General features: G+C 69.8%; 18 protein-coding genes and 2 pseudogenes. 8 read left to right on the top strand and 12 right to left on the bottom strand.

All coding sequences use genetic code 11. The features are described 5' to 3' along the window. Positions 1-32: 32 nt before the first annotated feature. Genes F4553_RS27895 through F4553_RS27875 form a run of 5 tightly spaced genes read left to right on the top strand, consistent with a single transcriptional unit; the run spans position 33 to position 5,126 of the window. Entirely contained in the window at positions 33-395 is a 363-nt protein-coding gene (locus tag F4553_RS27895; protein WP_184841670.1) for a YraN family protein, read from the top strand. After that, positions 392-1,912: a YifB family Mg chelatase-like AAA ATPase gene (locus F4553_RS27890; protein WP_184841668.1), complete on the top strand. Its 1,521-nt coding sequence runs from the start codon at positions 392-394 to the stop codon at positions 1,910-1,912. The genes F4553_RS27895 and F4553_RS27890 overlap by 4 nt, the downstream gene beginning before the upstream one ends. Beyond that, on the top strand, positions 1,909-3,048 hold the full coding sequence (gene dprA / locus F4553_RS27885; RefSeq protein WP_184841666.1) for a DNA-processing protein DprA: 1,140 nt from the start codon (positions 1,909-1,911) through the stop codon (positions 3,046-3,048). The genes F4553_RS27890 and dprA overlap by 4 nt, the downstream gene beginning before the upstream one ends. Then, positions 3,045-3,974, top strand: a complete 930-nt coding sequence (locus F4553_RS27880) for a tyrosine recombinase XerC (protein WP_184841664.1) — start codon at positions 3,045-3,047, stop codon at positions 3,972-3,974. The genes dprA and F4553_RS27880 overlap by 4 nt, the downstream gene beginning before the upstream one ends. A gap of 27 nt (positions 3,975-4,001) precedes the next feature. Next, the gene (locus F4553_RS27875) at positions 4,002-5,126 is read left to right on the top strand and encodes an aminotransferase class V-fold PLP-dependent enzyme (RefSeq protein WP_184841662.1); all 1,125 of its coding nucleotides are present in this window, start codon (positions 4,002-4,004) and stop codon (positions 5,124-5,126) included. 21 nt (positions 5,127-5,147) lie between these two features. On the opposite strand, the pseudogene F4553_RS27870 reads toward F4553_RS27875, so the two are convergent. The 11 genes and pseudogenes from F4553_RS27870 to rpsP form a co-directional block, all read right to left on the bottom strand. Beyond that, positions 5,148-5,567 (bottom strand): annotated as a pseudogene (locus F4553_RS27870) (peptidoglycan DD-metalloendopeptidase family protein); the annotation flags it as partial. Positions 5,568-5,689: 122 nt separating this feature from the next. After that, positions 5,690-6,001, bottom strand: a complete 312-nt coding sequence (locus F4553_RS27865; protein ID WP_184841660.1) for a DUF2469 domain-containing protein — start codon at positions 5,999-6,001, stop codon at positions 5,690-5,692. Next, a pseudogene (locus F4553_RS27860) lies at positions 5,998-6,772 on the bottom strand (ribonuclease HII). The gene F4553_RS27865 and the pseudogene F4553_RS27860 overlap by 4 nt, the downstream one beginning before the upstream one ends. Then, positions 6,773-7,234: an NUDIX hydrolase gene (locus F4553_RS27855; protein WP_184841656.1), complete on the bottom strand. Its 462-nt coding sequence runs from the start codon at positions 7,232-7,234 to the stop codon at positions 6,773-6,775. A gap of 8 nt (positions 7,235-7,242) precedes the next feature. Further along, a complete protein-coding gene (lepB, locus tag F4553_RS27850; protein ID WP_184841654.1) occupies positions 7,243-7,902 on the bottom strand; it encodes a signal peptidase I in 660 nt (219 codons plus the stop codon). After that, entirely contained in the window at positions 7,899-8,714 is an 816-nt protein-coding gene (lepB, locus tag F4553_RS27845; protein ID WP_184846999.1) for a signal peptidase I, read from the bottom strand. Before lepB (F4553_RS27845) ends, lepB (F4553_RS27850) begins: the two co-directional genes overlap by 4 nt. A gap of 239 nt (positions 8,715-8,953) precedes the next feature. Further along, on the bottom strand, positions 8,954-9,310 hold the full coding sequence (rplS, locus tag F4553_RS27840; RefSeq protein WP_184841652.1) for a 50S ribosomal protein L19: 357 nt from the start codon (positions 9,308-9,310) through the stop codon (positions 8,954-8,956). Positions 9,311-9,456: 146 nt separating this feature from the next. After that, the gene (gene trmD, locus F4553_RS27835) at positions 9,457-10,221 is read right to left on the bottom strand and encodes a tRNA (guanosine(37)-N1)-methyltransferase TrmD (RefSeq protein WP_184841651.1); all 765 of its coding nucleotides are present in this window, start codon (positions 10,219-10,221) and stop codon (positions 9,457-9,459) included. 1 nt (position 10,222) lies between these two features. Continuing rightward, the gene (gene rimM / locus F4553_RS27830; protein ID WP_246467680.1) at positions 10,223-10,669 is read right to left on the bottom strand and encodes a ribosome maturation factor RimM; all 447 of its coding nucleotides are present in this window, start codon (positions 10,667-10,669) and stop codon (positions 10,223-10,225) included. 67 nt (positions 10,670-10,736) lie between these two features. Beyond that, complete coding sequence (locus F4553_RS27825) at positions 10,737-11,000, bottom strand: RNA-binding protein (RefSeq protein ID WP_184841649.1); 264 nt, start codon at positions 10,998-11,000, stop codon at positions 10,737-10,739. Further along, on the bottom strand, positions 10,981-11,451 hold the full coding sequence (gene rpsP, locus F4553_RS27820) for a 30S ribosomal protein S16 (protein ID WP_184846994.1): 471 nt from the start codon (positions 11,449-11,451) through the stop codon (positions 10,981-10,983). The genes F4553_RS27825 and rpsP overlap by 20 nt, the downstream gene beginning before the upstream one ends. A gap of 453 nt (positions 11,452-11,904) precedes the next feature. Here rpsP and F4553_RS27815 point away from each other — a divergent pair, with 453 nt between their 5' ends. Beyond that, positions 11,905-12,444, top strand: a complete 540-nt coding sequence (locus F4553_RS27815; RefSeq protein WP_184841647.1) for a hypothetical protein — start codon at positions 11,905-11,907, stop codon at positions 12,442-12,444. Positions 12,445-12,497: 53 nt separating this feature from the next. Here F4553_RS27815 and proS read toward each other — a convergent pair whose 3' ends face one another. Next, on the bottom strand, positions 12,498-13,907 hold the full coding sequence (gene proS / locus F4553_RS27810) for a proline--tRNA ligase (protein ID WP_184841645.1): 1,410 nt from the start codon (positions 13,905-13,907) through the stop codon (positions 12,498-12,500). Between the two features lie 106 nt (positions 13,908-14,013). Here proS and F4553_RS27805 point away from each other — a divergent pair, with 106 nt between their 5' ends. Then, a complete protein-coding gene (locus tag F4553_RS27805; protein WP_184841643.1) occupies positions 14,014-14,526 on the top strand; it encodes a SigE family RNA polymerase sigma factor in 513 nt (170 codons plus the stop codon). Next, complete coding sequence (locus tag F4553_RS27800; protein ID WP_184841641.1) at positions 14,516-16,021, top strand: outer membrane protein assembly factor BamB family protein; 1,506 nt, start codon at positions 14,516-14,518, stop codon at positions 16,019-16,021. The genes F4553_RS27805 and F4553_RS27800 overlap by 11 nt, the downstream gene beginning before the upstream one ends. Position 16,022: the final 1 nt, after the last annotated feature.

Raw genomic sequence — 16,022 nt, 5'->3', positions numbered from 1 at the left:
GCCCGCCCGAAGGGTTCAGCAGGCTGGCGGCCGTGACGAAGGTGCGGCAGGCGTTCGGCGCCTGGGGAGAGGGCATCGCCGCGGAGTATCTGCTGGGTTCGGGCATGATCCTGCTCGATCGCAACTGGCGGTGCCGGGACGGCGAGGTGGACATCATCGCCCGGGAGGCGGAGACGATCGTCTTCTGCGAGGTGAAGACGCGGCGCAGCCGGGCGTTCGGGCCGGCCGTCGATGCCGTGGTCGGCCAGAAGGCCCGCCGCCTGCGGCGACTCGCCGCGCATTGGCTCGCCCTTCGCGAGGCGGGTTCGGTGGAGGTGCGATTTGACGTGATCTGCGTCATGCCGCAGCCCCAGGGGCCGCCGGAGATCGATCATCTGCGTGGTGCGCTGACATGAGCTACGCCAAGGTCTACAGCGCGGGGCTCGTCGGTCTGACCGGCTCGGTCGTCGAGGTCGAGGCGGACGTCGCCGCCGGCCTGCCCACCATGGTCCTCTCGGGTCTGCCCGACACCGCGCTGCACGAGGCCCGCGACCGGGTCCGGGCGGCACTCGTCAACTCCGGCGAGGAGTGGCCGCAGCGCCGGATCACGGTCAACCTCCTCCCCGCCGACCTGCCGAAACGCGGCTCCGGCTTCGATCTGGCGATCGCCGTCGCAATCCTCGGCGGCACGGGGCGGCTGCCGCTGTTCCCCCTCGACGGAGTGGTGATCTTCGGCGAGCTGGGCCTCGACGGGGAGGTGCGGCCGGTCCGGGGCGCGCTGGCGATGGTCGCCGCCGCCACCCGGGCCGGATTCCGCCGGGCGATCGTGCCGCTCGCCAACGCCCAGGAGGCCCTCCTCGTGCCGGGCATCGAGGTGCGGGCGACCGACAGCCTGCACTCCGTGCTCGCCTTCATCCGGGGTCGGGCGCCGCTGCCGGTCGCGCCGCCCGAGACGATCGGCGTGACCGCGCCGGGCCCCGACCTCGCCGACGTCATCGGCCAGGAGGAGAGCCGCCTCGGGCTGGAGGTCGCCGCAGCGGGCGGGCACCACCTCGCGATGGTGGGGCCGCCCGGCGCGGGCAAGACGATGCTGGCCCAGCGCCTGCCGTCGATCATCCCGACGCTCGACGACGAGGCGGCGCTGGAGGTGACCGCGATCCACTCCATCGCCCGGCAGCTGGAGCCGGGCACCGGACTGATGCGGCGGCCGCCGTTTCAGGCCCCGCACCACACCGCGAGCATAGCCGCGCTGGTCGGCGGCGGCAGCGGCCTGGCCCGGCCGGGATCGCTCTCCCTCGCGCACCACGGCGTGCTCTTCCTCGACGAGGCGCCCGAGTTCCCGGCCCGGGCACTGGAGACCCTCCGGCAGCCGCTGGAGGAGGGCACGATCACGATCGGGCGCAGCCGCGAGACGCTCACCTTCCCCGCTCGGGTGCAGCTGGTCCTCGCCGCCAACCCGTGCCCCTGCGCCAAGCCCGGCGGCGATCAGCAGTGCGAGTGCCTGCCGCAGGCGCGCCGCCGCTACCTGGGCCGGCTCTCCGGACCGCTGCTCGACCGGATCGACATCCACCTGCGCCCGCTCGCGCTGACCGCTGCCGAGCTGCTCGACACCGATCAGATCCGGGAGTCGTCGGCGACCGTCGGCGAGCGGGTCGTGACGGCCAGGGCAGCGGCGGCCGAGCGATGGCGGTCGGAGGGTTGGCTGGTCAACGCGGCGGCGACCGGCACCAAACTCAACGAACCACCGTGGCGCCTGCCGCTGTCGGCGACCCGCGACCTGCGCCACCGCATCGATCTGGGTCTCATCTCGGCTCGCGGCTACGTCCGCGTGCTGCGGTTGGCCTGGACCTTCGCAGACCTCGCCGGACGAGACCGGCCGACCAGCGACGACGTCAACGCCGCCCTCACCCTGCGAACAGGAGCAGCCCGATGATCGACAAGACCCGCCTCGCCCGGATCGCTCTCGGCAGCGTCGCCGAGCCCGGCAGTAAGGAACTCTTCCAGGCGGTCCAGGCACACGGCCCGGTCGAGGCACTCGATCGGATCATCCGGGGCACCGGCTCCCTCGGTGAGGGCGTGCTCGCCCGGCTCGGCAACGGCGATCCGTGGGAACTCGCGGCTCGCCGCCTGGAGCACGCCGACCGGACGGGCATGCGCATCGTCACGCCCGAGGACCCGGAGTGGCCGCCGCAGCTCGAGGACCTCAAGCTGATCAGCCGGGAGGGCGGTGACCGGATCGCCCGCGACACCTTCCCACCCCAGTGCATCTGGGTACGCGGACCGCTGACCCTGCTCGCCGCCTTCGAGAGATCGGTCGCGATCGTCGGCGCCCGGGCCAGCACCCCCTACGGCGACCACATCGCCGGTGATTTCGCCTTCACGCTCGCTGAGCAGGGCTGGACCGTCGTCTCCGGCGGCGCCTTCGGCATCGACGCCGCCGCGCACCGGGGTGCGTTGACCGCGGGCGGGGTGACCGCGGCGGTCCTCGCCTGCGGGCTCGACCGGGCCTATCCGGTCGCGCACACCGGCCTCTTCGACCGGATCGCCGACGACGGGCTGCTGATCAGCGAGTGGCCGCCGGGTTCGATGGCCCACAAGCACCGTTTTCTCATCCGCAATCGGGTCATCGCCGCGCTGACCCGGGGCACCGTGATGGTGGAGGCGTCGGCGCGCAGCGGAGCCCGGCAGACGCTGGGCCGGGCCCGGCTGCTCGGTCGACGGCCGATGGTGGTGCCGGGCCCGGTGACCTCGGCCATGTCGGTCGGGTGCCACGAGGCGCTGCGGGTGGACGGTTTCCGGCTCGTCGCCAGCGTCGCGCAGGTGCTGGAGGAGGTCGGCCCGATCGGCCAGCTCTCGATCCCGGCGAGCGGTCCCGACCGTCTCCACGACGCGCTCGACGACCTCGAGAGGATGCTCGTCGACGCCCTGCCCGCCCGAGGTTCGGCCACCGCCGCCAAGCTCGCCCAGATCGCCGGTGTGCCGCTGCGAGCGGCGGCCGGACGCCTGCCGTCGCTCGTCACCAGAGGAGTCCTCGCGGAGTCCGAGGAGGGCTATCGTCTACCTCGATGAGCAGCACACGCGAGCGGCACGAGGCGCTGCCGCCGGACCTGCGGGACGCCGTCGACGACTTCGCCCGCCACCTCGGCATGGTGGCGGGCCGCTCGCCGGAGACGGTGCGCGCCTATGTCTCGGACGCGGTGCACCTGCTCGACTTCGCGGTCGGCCGGGGAGTCGCCGCGATCAGCGGGCTCGACCTCGGCGTGCTGCGGGCCTGGCTCGCCGTCCGGCAGAGCGAGGGTTCGGCGCGGACGTCGCAGGCGCGGCATACGGCGTCGATCCGCACCTTCACCGCCTGGGCCCGGCAGAACGGGCTCTCGACCGTGGATCCGGGGCTGCGGCTCGTCGGCCCGAAGGCGCATCGCGAGCTGCCCGACGTGCTGCGCCCCGAGCAGGCCGCCGCGCTCGTCACCGCCACGACGACGGCCGACGACCCGATCGCCCGGCGGGATCGCGCCCTCGTCGAGCTGCTCTACGCCACCGGCGCCCGGATCAGCGAGATCTGCGGTCTCCGGCTCGGCGATGTGGAGAGCAGCCGACGGGTCGTCCGGGTGCACGGCAAGGGCGGGCGCGACCGATCGGTGCCCTTCGGCACACCCGCCGCGGTGGCGATCGCCGACTGGCTGGAGCTGGGCCGTCCCGAGCTCGCCACCCCGGCCAGCGCCGACCTGCTGCTCCTCGGGGCGAAAGGCGGTCCGCTGCAGCCGGCCGTGGCCCGCCGGGTCGTGGCCGCGGCGGCGACCGCGGCGGGGGTGCCGCACACGTCACCGCACGGGCTCCGGCACGCGGCCGCCACCCATCTGCTGGAGGGCGGCGCGGATCTCCGCAGCGTGCAGGAGGTGCTCGGGCACGCCTCGCTCGCCAGCACACAGATCTATACGCATGTATCAGTTGAGCGGCTCCGGGCGGCCTATAAGCAGGCACATCCGCGAGCGTGAGGCGTCGCCGAACGGTTAAGATGGTCTATGCGAGAACTCTTCAGCATGGATCCCGGCGTCGCCCACCTCAACCACGGATCCTTCGGCGCCGTGCCGCTGCGCGTCCAGCGTGAACAGCAGCGCGTCCGCGATCTCGTCGAGTGGAACCCGATGGCCTTCTACGACCGCGACGGCGAAGCCCTCGTCGTCGACGCGCGCGATCGGCTCGCCGACTTCCTCGGCGCGGATCGGGAGGGCTGCGCCTTCGTCGCCAACGCCACGAGCGGCACCGCGATCGTGCTCAACACCATGGCGCTCGGCGAGGGCGACGAGGTCATCGTCACCGACCACCTCTACAACGCGGTGGGGGTGGCGCTCGACGAGCTGCGGCGGCAGCGGGGCGTGATCGTGACCACCGTGGCGATCGGGCTCGACGCCACCGACGCCGAGATCGTGGCGGCGCTGGTGTCCGCGGTGCGCCCTGGGCGTACCAAGCTGATGATCATCGACCACATCGCCTCCGCGACGGCCAAACTCTTCCCGATCACCGCGATCGCCGCGGCCCTTGCGGGCTCGGGCGTGGCGCTGCATGCCGACGCGGCCCACTCACCGGGCATGCTCTCGACCCCGGTCACCTCGCTCGGCGCGGACTTCTGGGTCGGCAACCTGCACAAGTGGGGTTACGCCCCCCGGGGCACCGCGCTGCTGCACGTGGCGCCGCAGTGGCGGGACCGGGTGACACCGGCGGTTCCGTCGCGGGGCGCCGTGCTCGGTTTCCCCGCCAGCGCCGAGCAGCAGGGCACCCGGGACGTGAGCGGCTGGATCGCCGCACCGGCCGGGACGGAGCTGCTCACCGAGCTCGGCGCCGCCTCCCGCGACCGCAACGTGCGGCTCGTCGCCGAGGGGCAGCGGGTCGTCGCCGAGGCGCTCGGCGTGACCCACCTGCCCGATCCCGGGCCCGAGGTGAGCATGCGCGTGGTCCCACTGCCGCCCGGCACCGCGTCGACCAGGGCCGACGCCAACGAGCTGCTCGGAAGGATCGCCCGCGAGCTGCACACCGAGGTCAACATCGCCGCCTGGAACGGCACCGGCCTGCTGCGCCTGTGCGGGCAGATCTACAACACCCCCGACGAGTACGCCGCCCTCGCCGCCGGCCTGCCCAAGCTGCTGTGACCGGCCGCCGACGCGCGGTCGGGGCAGGAGCCGGACCCGGCCGAGCCCGAGCAGGCTGAGCGGATCGAGATAGACCTCGCCCCGCCGAACGCCCCAGTGCAGGCAGGCTTCGACCGGGCAGCCCGCGTGCCCGCCCGCGAGTGCTCCGATCACCTCGCCGGCGCCGACGCTCGCACCGGCCGCGACGCTCGCCACCACCGGTTCGTAGGTGGTGCGCAGGCCGCCCGGGTGGGCGATGCTGACCACTCCCCGGCCGGCGAGGCGACCGGCGAAGACGACGACCCCGGCACCGGCCGCGACAACGGCCGCTCCCGCCGCGGCGGCGAGGTCGACGCCGCGGTGGCCGGGGAGCCAGGGCTCGGGCGGCGGGAAGAACTGCCGGACCACGGCGGGCGTGCCGCCGAGCGGCCAGCGGAAGCCGTCGTGGGGTGCCGGGGCACCGGCGAGGAGCAGCAGGACCGACAGCAGAAAAGACGTCATGCCCGGAGCTTCGTCCGGGCATGACGTGTGGTCGAGCTCCACACCCGCCCGGCTGTGGACAGCCGAGCCGTGTGGACAGCGGGCTAGATGTCGGCCGGCAGGGAGATGTCCGGCTTCTCCAGCTCCTCGATGTTGACATCCTTGAAGGTCATCACTCGGACATTCTTCACGAAACGCGCTGGGCGGTACATATCCCAGACCCACGCGTCGTGCATCTCCACCTCGAAGTAGACCTCGCCGTCAGAGTTCCGCACATGCAGGTCGACCTGATTGGCGAGGTAGAAGCGACGCTCCGTCTCCACCACGTAGGAGAATTGGCGGACGATGTCGCGGTATTCCCGATAGAGCTGCAACTCCATCTCGGTCTCGTACTTTTCGAGATCCTCAGCGCTCATCGCTCGTCCTCCATGCCAACATCTTCCCCCACACCCTCGCGTCCGGCACTCCGCTCCCAGAACGCCACGCCGACGGTACCCCGCGTGGCCGGGAAGCGCCCATCTGATGCCAATCGTGCCTCCTTAGACCGAGGCCGCAGCGACATTGGCGTAGGAACGCCGGTGCTCGGGGCAGGGCCCGTGCGCGCGAAGAGCGGCCATGTGTTCCGCCGTCGAATAGCCCTTGTGCTGGTCGAAGCCGTACTCCGGGTAGGTCTCGGCGAGCTCGACCATGATCCGGTCCCGGGTCACCTTGGCGAGGACGCTGGCACCGGCCACACATGCCGCGACCTGGTCACCCTTCCACACGGCGAGTCCGGGAACGCCCGCACCGTCCACCGGAAAGCCGTCGGTGAGGACGTAGTGCGGGCGTACGGTGAGGGTGGCGAGCGCGCGGCGGAGCGCGGCGAGGTTGCAGACCTGGAGCCCGAGCCGGTCGACGTCGCCGGGCGGGATCACCACGACGGCGGAGGCCGTCGCCCGGCGCTGCACCTCGACGAAGATCCGTTCCCGAGCCGCCTCGGTGAGCAGCTTGGAGTCGGTCAGGCCGGCGATCTCCCCGGCCTTGCCCTCCGGCAGCACCACGGCGGCGGCGACGAGAGGCCCGGCACAGGCGCCCCGCCCCGCCTCGTCGGCACCGGCCACCACCGCGAAGCCACGGCGGCGCAGCGCCCGCTCCAGGGCGTAGATGCCACCCTCGCGGCGCACGACCGTCCTGGGCGACGCCAGCATCTAGAGCACCTCATGTCTTGAAACACGCCGCAACACGTCGATCAGATCCAACGGGTAGTAGACCTCGTCGGTGCCCGCGAGCTCTGCCACCGTCCACCAGTGGTGCTTGTCGATGATATCCCGCTCGATCTCGTCGAACCCGGCCGTCGAGACCTCGAAGGAGTCGACCCGCAGCAGAAAGAACTCCTGCTCCTGGCGGTATCGGACGCCGTCGAAGGAGAAGCGGGCGACCTCGCGGTGGACCGGCTCGCCGAGCGCCGCCGGGTCGATGGCGAGACCGGTCTCCTCCATCAGCTCCCGGGCGGCCGCGACGCGCGGCTCTTCGCCCTCGTCGAGGCCGCCACCGGGGGTGAACCAGTAGGGCCGATCCGGCTCGGCCGGATCGGCTCCGTGGAAGAGCAGCACCCTGCCGAGCCCGTCGACGAGCAGCACCCTGGTGGCGCGGCGAGGGGTCTCAGTCATCGTGCGACCTAGCTGCCGGAGGTGGGCACGTCGTCGTAGGTCTCGGGGACCGTCAGCCAGGTCGCCCGGTCGAACGGCCAGAAGAGCACGAAGGCCCGGCCGACGACCTTGTCCTCGGCGATCGTGGCCGCGTTGAGGTCGGACTTGTTCTTGCGGTAGTTGGCGAGCGAGTCACCCGAGGCGGACCGGTGGTCACCCATCACCCAGAGGCGGCCCGGCGGGATCGTCACCTCGAAGTTCTCGGTCGCTGCCGGGTCGGTGACGCCGTCCTCGGTGAAGATGTAGGTCTCGTCGAGCGGCTTGCCGTTGATCATGATCCGGCCCTTGCCGTCGCAGCAGGTGACCTTGTCGCCGCCGACGCCGATGACGCGCTTGATGAAGTCCTTCTCATCGGGGTTCGAGCGCCAGCTCAACGGCGACTCGAAGACGATGATCTCGCCGCGGTGCGGCGAGCGGAAATCGTAGACGAGCTTGTTGACGAGCACCCGGTCGTCGATGTCGAGCGTGTGCTCCATCGACGGCGAGGGGATATAGAAAGTCTGCACGACGAACGCCCGGACCAGGAACGCGACCAATAGGGCCACGCCCAGCAGGATCGGGAGTTCCTTCCAGAATGAGCCGCCACTCTTCTTGGCGTGCTTACTGGGCTTCGTCTGCTCGTCAATCACGGCCGAAGCCTACGTGACTCACCTTTGAGCGCGCGGACCCGGCGCGCCGTCGCCCAGGGCAACATCACCGCGGCCCCGGCGAGCAGTGCACCCAGTGGTGCGGGGTCACCTGGACTGACCTGCCCAGATGCGTTCGCACGGCCGTCCGGGACCTTGGAAAACGTGTCTCCGACATCGAGACCATTCCATCGGCTGACGGGCCAGACGATGGAGAATGCGGGGCCGATCACATTCTCGATCGGGACCTGGCCCTGGCACCGGGAGTCCTGCGAGACGAGCCGGTGGTCGCCCATCACGAAGAGCATGCCCGGCTCGACGGTGACCTCGTCGAACGCGCGCGGTCCGCAGCGCCCCGGGGTCTTGGCGGTGTCGAGGTTGGCGTCCTTGGTGCTGGTGACATAGGGCTCGTCGATCGGGATGCCGTTGACATAGATCCTGCCCTTGACGTCGCAGCAGGAGACATGGTCGCCGGGGAGGCCGATGACCCGTTTGATGAAGTCCTTCTCCCCCGGCTGGCTGATGCCGACGAGGTCGCCGAGACCCCGACCGAGCCGGGTGAAGAAGCTCGAGTTGGGATCGACGGCGTTCTCCGGGACCCAGTTGTCGGGGCCCTTGAAGACGATGACGTCGCCGCGCTCGGGGTCGCCGAACTCGTAGGAGAGCTTGTTGACGATGACCCGGTCGTCGCGGCGCAGGGTGTCCTCCATCGATCCCGACGGGATGAAGAACGCCTGGAAGAAGAATGTGCGAACCAGCACCGCGAGCCCGAGCGCGATGATGAGCAGCAGGGGTATCTCCTGCCAGAGCGGCATCCTGCGCCCCCCGCGGCGCTTGCGCCGCCGGCCCCAGACCTCGCCCGTCACCGCTGCCGGCTCACGGGTGGCGAGGTCGCGCGATGGTTCGTCAGGGGTATCGGAGTAGTCGGTCCACCGCTGGGTCACCGGAGCACTGTAGGCCTTCGGCGGGTATTTGTGGAGTGCTCAAATGTAAAAAACGGATGGCCCCGTCTCGCGACGGCGGACCATCCGCTTTTTTACGACTAATGGGTCGTTCAGCTGACCTTGGCGTCGCGGAGTTCCTTGATCTTGGCCTTCTTGCCACGAAGATCACGCAGGTAGTAGAGCTTCGCGCGACGAACGTCACCGCGGGTCACGACCTCGATCTTGTCCAGCTGCGGGCTGTTGATCGGGTAGGTGCGCTCCACACCGACGCTGTAGCTGATCTTGCGGACAGTGAAGGTCTCGGTCAGACCCGAACCCTGCCGACGAAGGACGATGCCCTCGAAGATCTGGATGCGGGACCGGTTGCCCTCGACGACCCGGACATACACCTTCAGGGTGTCACCGGCGCGGAACCTCGGGATGTCGGTGCGGACCGATGCGGCATCGAGCACGTCCAGCGTATTCATCGCTGTGCTTCCTTAGCGGCTCATTGCATGCGACCAGCATGCAAAGCGAATATTACTGGCCCTCCAGCCACCCCGGGTGTCGCCTGGGTGTCCGGTGCAGGGCCCTCGTCCGCACGCGCGGAAGCGCGCCGCGAACGGCAACCTCATCACTCTGCCACACCCCGTGCGGGAACCTGAAATCCGCCCTGGGTGAGGGTGGCGACATCACGCTTGTCGAGCGTCGCCGGGTCCAGGTCCGCGATCAGGTCCGGCCTTCTCTCACCGGTACGCAGCAGAGCCTGATCCCGCCGCCACCGCGCGATCCGACCGTGGTCCCCCGAGCGCAGGATCTCGGGCACGTCGAGCTCCCGCCACGTCGCCGGCTTGGTGTACATCGGCGCTTCGAGCAGCCCGTGCGCGTGGGACTCGTCGGAGAGCGAGTCGGCGTTGCCGAGCACCCCCGGGATGAGCCGGGTCATCGCCTCCAGCATCACCAGCACGGCGACCTCGCCGCCGAAGAGCACGTAGTCACCGAGCGATACCTCGGTCACCGTCATCCGGGCCGACGCGTAGTCGATGACCCGCTGATCGATGCCCTCGTAGCGCCCGCAGGCGAACAGGAGGTGCTCCTCGACCGCCAGCTCGTGCGCCAGGGCCTGGGTGAAGCGCACGCCCGTCGGCGCGGGGACGACGAGCCGGGTGTGCGGCTTCGCCAGCGTGTCGAGCGCCTCGCCCCACGGTTCGGGCCGCATTACCATCCCGGCCCCACCCCCGTAGGGCGAGTCGTCGACGGTCTTGTGCACGTCGTAGGTCCACCGCCGCAGGTCGTGGACCTCCAGCTCCAGGCGTCCCTCGGCGCGGGCCTTGCCGAGCAGGGAGAGCTCCAGCGGGGCTAGATAGTCCGGGAAGATCGTGACGACGTCGACGCGCATGTCACAGATCCAGCAGCCCGTCGGGCGGATTGATGACGACCCGACCACCCGCGATGTCGACGGTCGGCACCATCGAGGTGACGAATGGCAGCAGCACGATGCGCCCGTCGGACCAGGTGATGACGAGCAGGTCGGACGCGGGAGCGTGGTCGATGCGAACAATCTTGCCGACATGCTCGCCCTCGACCGTGACGACGTCGAGCCCGACCAGCTGGAAGTCGTTGAACTCGTCGGGATCCTCGGGCGCCTCGATCTCGGCGACGTCGAGCCAGAGCAGTGTCCCCCGCGCGTCCTCGGCCGCGTTGCGGTCCGGGATCTCGGCGAAGACGGCGAGCAGCCGGCCCTGGTGCCAGCGACCCGACTCCAGCTTCAGGGTGCGCCCCGCGATGGGGTCGGTGAAGTACACCGACCCCATCGTGAAGCGCTGCTCGGGAGAGTCCGTCCGCATGTCCACGACAACCTCGCCGCGTACGCCGTGCGGTCGGATGATCTTGCCGACGACCAGGCGGGAAGTGTCAGGCGTCGACGATGTCAACGCGCAGTCCCTTACCGCCCACCGAGCCGATCACCTGGCGCAGCGCGCGCGCAGTGCGCCCGCCGCGACCGATGACCGTGCCCAGGTCCTCGGGGTGCACGCGCACCTCGAGGCGCGCACCGCGGCGCGCGTCGACGAGACGCACCCGGACATCGTCCGGGTGCTCCACGATGCCTTTGACCAGGTGCTCCAGCGCGGGCCGGAGCGCTCCGTCAGGCTTGCTGCTACTCGGCGGCGTCCGCAACCGGGGCCTCCTCGGCCTTCACCTCGGCCGGAGCGGCCTCGGCCTTGGGCTCGGCGGTCTTCTTCTCTGCCTTCTTCGGAGCGGTCTTCACCGGCGTGGCCTCGACCAGCCCGGCGGCGGCCTTCGACTCGAGCTCGTAGCGCGAGATGCGGCTCGGCTTCTCAGCCTTGACGAGCAGCGGCGGCGGGGCCGGCAGGCCCTTGTACTTCTGCCAGTCGCCCGTCTTCGAGAGAATGGCGATGACAGCCTCGGTCGGCTGCGCACCCACGGAGAGCCAGTGCTGCACGCGGTCGGACTTGACCTCGATCAGCGACGGCTCCTCCTTCGGGTGGTAGACACCGATGAACTCAATCGCCTTGCCGTCACGCTTGACGCGTGAGTCGGCGATGACGATGCGGTACTGCGGGTTGCGGATCTTGCCCATCCGCAGAAGCCGGATTTTGACGGCCACGTGTGTTCGCTCCTGTTGCGATAAGGGTTGAGCGTCGTCACCCCGCGTGGGGATACGGCGATCGGCGCTCGTGGACTCGGTCAGCGCCACCGGAAGTTAGAGGGCAGCCAATAGCGCACCGATTACCAGTGGTCCATTCTGCCATGCCGCCCCGGAACGGACGAACCGCCCTGCCCGTGGCGTTCGTTACCGATCATTGGTACCACCTGGCCACCATTACTACTTGCAATCTTGAAACCGCTTCGGTAACGTCCGGGAAGTCGAAATCAGGCACTGCAGCCGGTCGTAAATTGGCCCTCCGCCTGTCCGGGCAGGCATACCCAGGAGAAGGTCCTCCTCAGTCGCAATGGCCGCACCACCGACACCAGGAGAAGGCACGTGAACACCCCCGCACCAATCAGTCTCGAGGCTCTCGCGCGAAAGACGGAGAAGCTGGACGAGAATGACCGCACCATGAGCGACATCATCGACGAGCTGGTCGAGACCCAGCGCGAGCAGACTGCGACCCTCGGCCGCCACAGCACCATGCTGACGAGCCAGGCGAAGGTCCTCGACCAGCACACCGCCACGCTCGCGAGCCAGGCGAAGGTCCTTGATCAACACACCGCCACGCTGGCGAGCCACGGCAAGGTCCTCGACCAGCACACCGCCACGCTCGCGAGCCACGGCAAGGTCCTCGACCAGCACACCGCCACGCTGGCAAGCCACGGCAAGGTCCTCGACCAGCACACCGCCACGCTGGCAAGCCACGGCAAGGTCCTCGACCAGCACACCGCCACGCTGGCAAGCCACGGCAAGGTCCTCGACCAGCACACCGCCATGCTCGAGAGTCAGGGCGCGACCCTCACGCACCACACCAAGCTGCTGGGAGATCAGGCCCAGTTCAACGAACGGCAGGACGCCTTCAACGCCGCGATCGAGTCGAAGGTCGCGACGGTGCTCAGCAGGCTCGACGTGATCCTCACGCGGCTACCGGAGCAACGGCCGGCCTAATAGCGCGGTGCCCCGCCCCAGGTGCGGGGGGCGGGGCACCGTCACCTCAAGACTCAGTAAGAGCGGGCCAGGATCGCCATCAGGTCGGGCTCGTCCTGCGACGCGGGCACGGAACCATCGGCGCGGTAGAGGCAGCGCACGGTGACCGCCTCGGCGTTGGCCCGAGCCTCGCCCTCGACACCGACGGCCGACCACGGCAGCCGGGCCCAGCCGGTCGCCGCAGCGGCGAGTGCATCATCCAATGTAGAGACGTCGGCGGTCCGCGACTCGCGGAACTCCAGCGCGCTGTCGTAGAGCGCCTTCTGGTCCTGCTCCAGGGCGGCCGTCGCGGCACCCACGAGCTCGGCGAGGGCGAGCGGCGTCTTCGAGCCGTCGGTACGGCGTACCAGCACGACCTGACCGTTGGCCAGGTCGCGGGGTCCCACCTCGACCCGCAGCGGGATGCCCTTGAGCTCGGCGTCGACGGCCCGGCGGCCGAACGGCGTGTCGACCCGGTCGTCGAGCTTGGCCCGGACCCCGACGGCGAGCAGGTCCTCATAGACCGTCCTGGCGGCCGAGGTGACCGATCCGTCGGTCTCCTTGACGACCGTGACCAGCACCTGGGTCGGTGCGAGCAGCGGCGGGATGCGCAGGCCGTTGTCATCGCCGTGGCACATGATGAGCCCGCCGACCATCCGGGTCGAGGTGCCCCAGGAGGTGGTCCACGCGTGCTCGCGGCTGCCGGTCGACGAGGAGTAGGTGATGTCGAACGCCTTGGCGAAATTCTGCCCGAGCTCGTGCGACGTGCCCATCTGCAGGGCCTTGCCGTCGCCCATCATCGCTTCGAGCGTGTAGGTGCTGGTGGCACCCGCGAAGCGCTCACGGTCGGTCTTGCGGCCGACGACCACGGGGATGGCGAGCAGCTCGCGCATGTGGCGCTCGTAGACCTCGTGGTGGATCCGCAGCGTGTAGTCCTTGGCGTCGGCCTCGGTGGCGTGCGCCGTGTGGCCCTCCTGCCAGAGGAACTCGCTGGTGCGCAGGAAGAGCCGGGGGCGCAGCTCCCAGCGGACCACGTTGGCCCACTGGTTGAGCAGCAGCGGCAGGTCGCGGTAGGAGTCGACCCACTTCGCCATGAACTCGCCGATGACCGTCTCGCTGGTGGGGCGCACGACGATCGGCTCCGCGAGCGGTTTGCCGCCACCGTGGGTGACGACCGCCAGCTCCGGCGAGAAGCCCTCGACGTGCTGCGCCTCGCGCTTGAGGTAGCTCTCGGGGATGAAGAGCGGGAAGTACGCGTTCTCCGCACCGGTGACCTTGATGCGGGCGTCCATGTCCGCCTGCATGCGCTCCCAGATGGCGTAGGCGGTCGGCCTGATCACCATGGTCCCGCGCACAGGGCCGTTGTCGGCCAGCTCGGCCTTGGCGATCAGGTCTTGGTACCAGCGGGGAAAGTCTTCCGCTCGGGGAGTGAGCACGCGTGCCATGAGGAGCAATCCTACCCGTGCAGTTGATCATCGATGAAGGGCAACCTCGCGCCGGGGCGTGCCGTGTCAGCATATGAACCCACTTCACTAGCTGACGGCAGGGAAGATGACCGACGTCGAGACGTTCGACGCGTTCTACCGGGGCACTTCGCAACGGTTGACGCGGTACGCCTACGGCCTCACCGGCGACCCCGGGGAGGCACAGGATCTGGCGCAGGAGGCGTACGCCAGGGCTTGGCAACGCTGGCGCCGCCTGCGGGCCTATGACGACGCGGAGGCGTGGCTGAGGCTGGTGGTGAACCGGCTCGCCCTGGACAGATGGCGACGGTTGCGGGTGCGGCGGGCCGCTGCGGCATCCCATCCGCCGACCCCGGCGGTGGAGCCGCCCTCGGAGGAGACCGTGCTCCTGGTGGCCGCGATGCGCGGCCTCCCCTTCGAGCAGCGGCAGGTGCTCCTGCTGCATCACCTGATGGACCGGTCGTTGGCGGAGATCGCCGACGAGACCGGCACGAACGTCAACACCGTCAAGTCCCGGCTGCTGCGGGGACGGGCCGCTCTCGCTGAATCCCTCTCCGACCTCAAGCCCCGCACGCACACAGGGGGACGCCATGACCGCTGATCTCGATCCCTTCTTCGCGGCACTCCGCCAGGACGCTGACGCCGTGCCGACCGGCGTACCGGCGGTGGCGAGGCGCCGGGGGCGAAGCCGGACCCTCCGGACGGTCGCAGGCGCCGCTGCCGGCGTACTGGTGCTGGTCGGGGGTGTGGGTGTGGCCGTGCGCGGCGGATCCGGCAGCGACCCGGACATCGCGCCACAGCCCGTGGCGAGCCACTCGGTCCCCGGCCCGGTCATCCCGTTCGGTTCGCTGCGGCAGGTCGGCGAGGCGGTGACGGTGGACGGCCCCACTCGCGTCACGACGATCCCGACCACCGCCGACCGGGCGTTCGTCGGCCGGCAGACGGAGGACGACGGGAAGCTGACCGTTACCGCGATCAATCTGAGCAACGGCAGGGTGGCGTGGGGCCCGAAGACGATCGGCACCTTCGGCGACGCGGCATTCGTCAGCTGGCACCCGAGGTACGTCATCGCCAGCGGCCGCCACGACGCCGGTGTCCGGCCCGACGGCTCCGTCACCGTCCTCGATCAGAAGAACGGCAAGGTGTTGATGCGAGTCGACGTCAACAACTTCGAGGAGGACCACGTGATCATCGGCGAATCGCTGATGATCATCGATTCTCGACTCGACCGGACGATTCGCGCCTACGACCTCGCCACCGGCAAGGTCCAGTGGTCGCTGCCCGACGGGGGCAACCCGACGGTGCACCTGATGGCGGACAGCAGCACCGCTGCGATGGGTGACGTCAACAGCAATCGAGGCCGATTCTCCCCCGGGGCGGACTTTGGTTTCACGCGGATCGTGCAGGTCACCACCGACGGCACGGCGATCGTGCGCAATGCCCGTACGAGCGCGGAGGTCAGCCGCCACCCGAAGGCGGCCGACCCGGCCGGCCAGGATGCGCACGATGAGATGCTCACCATCGACGGCGTGCTCTACACCAGCAGGATCAACGCGACGGCCGTGATCCGCGCCACGGATCTGCGCCCGGGTGGGGCCACGCGGCAGCTCTACACGAACGACGCCGCCAGCGCCCACAGCCTGACCCCGTGTGGCACCGGCAGGCTCTGCTTCACCGAATTCGCCGAGGGAGACCGGTCCGGGAAATACGGGCTCACCTCGATCAGCACCACCGACGGCAAGGTGGCGTGGCGGCGCAACGTCGAGTCGCGAGACCTCAGGACCGTTAACGGGCTGCTGCTGGTCAGCATCTCTCCCGGTCAGAGCGACATGGTGAGCACGGTGACCGACAGCGACGGCCGGGAGGTGCTCAGTGCCGAGGGGCGCAGGGGCGACGCCTACTGGCTCGACACCAACGCCTTGATCATCTTCCGCGGCTTCGGCAAGAACGGCTACGAGGTCTTCGCCACCTCGCCGATAGCGGCCGACCCGGTGCTGCTGGGGGAGGTGGATGGCGTGGGCGAATGCGGCTGGAACACCACACACCTGATCTGCGTCGCCAGCGGGCAGATCAAGGTGTGGGGCTTCACGAAATGAT

Source organism: Allocatelliglobosispora scoriae, from assembly GCF_014204945.1.
Taxonomy (GTDB): domain Bacteria; phylum Actinomycetota; class Actinomycetes; order Mycobacteriales; family Micromonosporaceae; genus Allocatelliglobosispora; species Allocatelliglobosispora scoriae.
This window is presented reverse-complemented; position numbering and strand designations above follow the sequence as displayed.

Bases quoted from the DNA above. Each gene is read 5' to 3' on its own strand.
- F4553_RS27890 (WP_184841668.1), top strand. From the start codon at position 392: ATGAGCTACGCCAAGGTCTACAGCGCGGGGCTCGTCGGTCTGACCGGC.
- dprA (WP_184841666.1), top strand. From the start codon at position 1,909: ATGATCGACAAGACCCGCCTCGCCCGGATCGCTCTCGGCAGCGTCGCC.
- F4553_RS27880 (WP_184841664.1), top strand. From the start codon at position 3,045: ATGAGCAGCACACGCGAGCGGCACGAGGCGCTGCCGCCGGACCTGCGG.
- F4553_RS27875 (WP_184841662.1), top strand. From the start codon at position 4,002: ATGCGAGAACTCTTCAGCATGGATCCCGGCGTCGCCCACCTCAACCAC.
- F4553_RS27865 (WP_184841660.1), bottom strand. From the start codon at position 6,001: ATGAGCGCTGAGGATCTCGAAAAGTACGAGACCGAGATGGAGTTGCAG.
- F4553_RS27855 (WP_184841656.1), bottom strand. From the start codon at position 7,234: ATGACTGAGACCCCTCGCCGCGCCACCAGGGTGCTGCTCGTCGACGGG.
- lepB (WP_184846999.1), bottom strand. From the start codon at position 8,714: ATGCCGCTCTGGCAGGAGATACCCCTGCTGCTCATCATCGCGCTCGGG.
- rplS (WP_184841652.1), bottom strand. From the start codon at position 9,310: ATGAATACGCTGGACGTGCTCGATGCCGCATCGGTCCGCACCGACATC.
- trmD (WP_184841651.1), bottom strand. From the start codon at position 10,221: ATGCGCGTCGACGTCGTCACGATCTTCCCGGACTATCTAGCCCCGCTG.
- rimM (WP_246467680.1), bottom strand. From the start codon at position 10,669: ATGCGGACGGACTCTCCCGAGCAGCGCTTCACGATGGGGTCGGTGTAC.
- F4553_RS27815 (WP_184841647.1), top strand. From the start codon at position 11,905: ATGAGCGACATCATCGACGAGCTGGTCGAGACCCAGCGCGAGCAGACT.
- proS (WP_184841645.1), bottom strand. From the start codon at position 13,907: ATGGCACGCGTGCTCACTCCCCGAGCGGAAGACTTTCCCCGCTGGTAC.
- F4553_RS27805 (WP_184841643.1), top strand. From the start codon at position 14,014: ATGACCGACGTCGAGACGTTCGACGCGTTCTACCGGGGCACTTCGCAA.
- F4553_RS27800 (WP_184841641.1), top strand. From the start codon at position 14,516: ATGACCGCTGATCTCGATCCCTTCTTCGCGGCACTCCGCCAGGACGCT.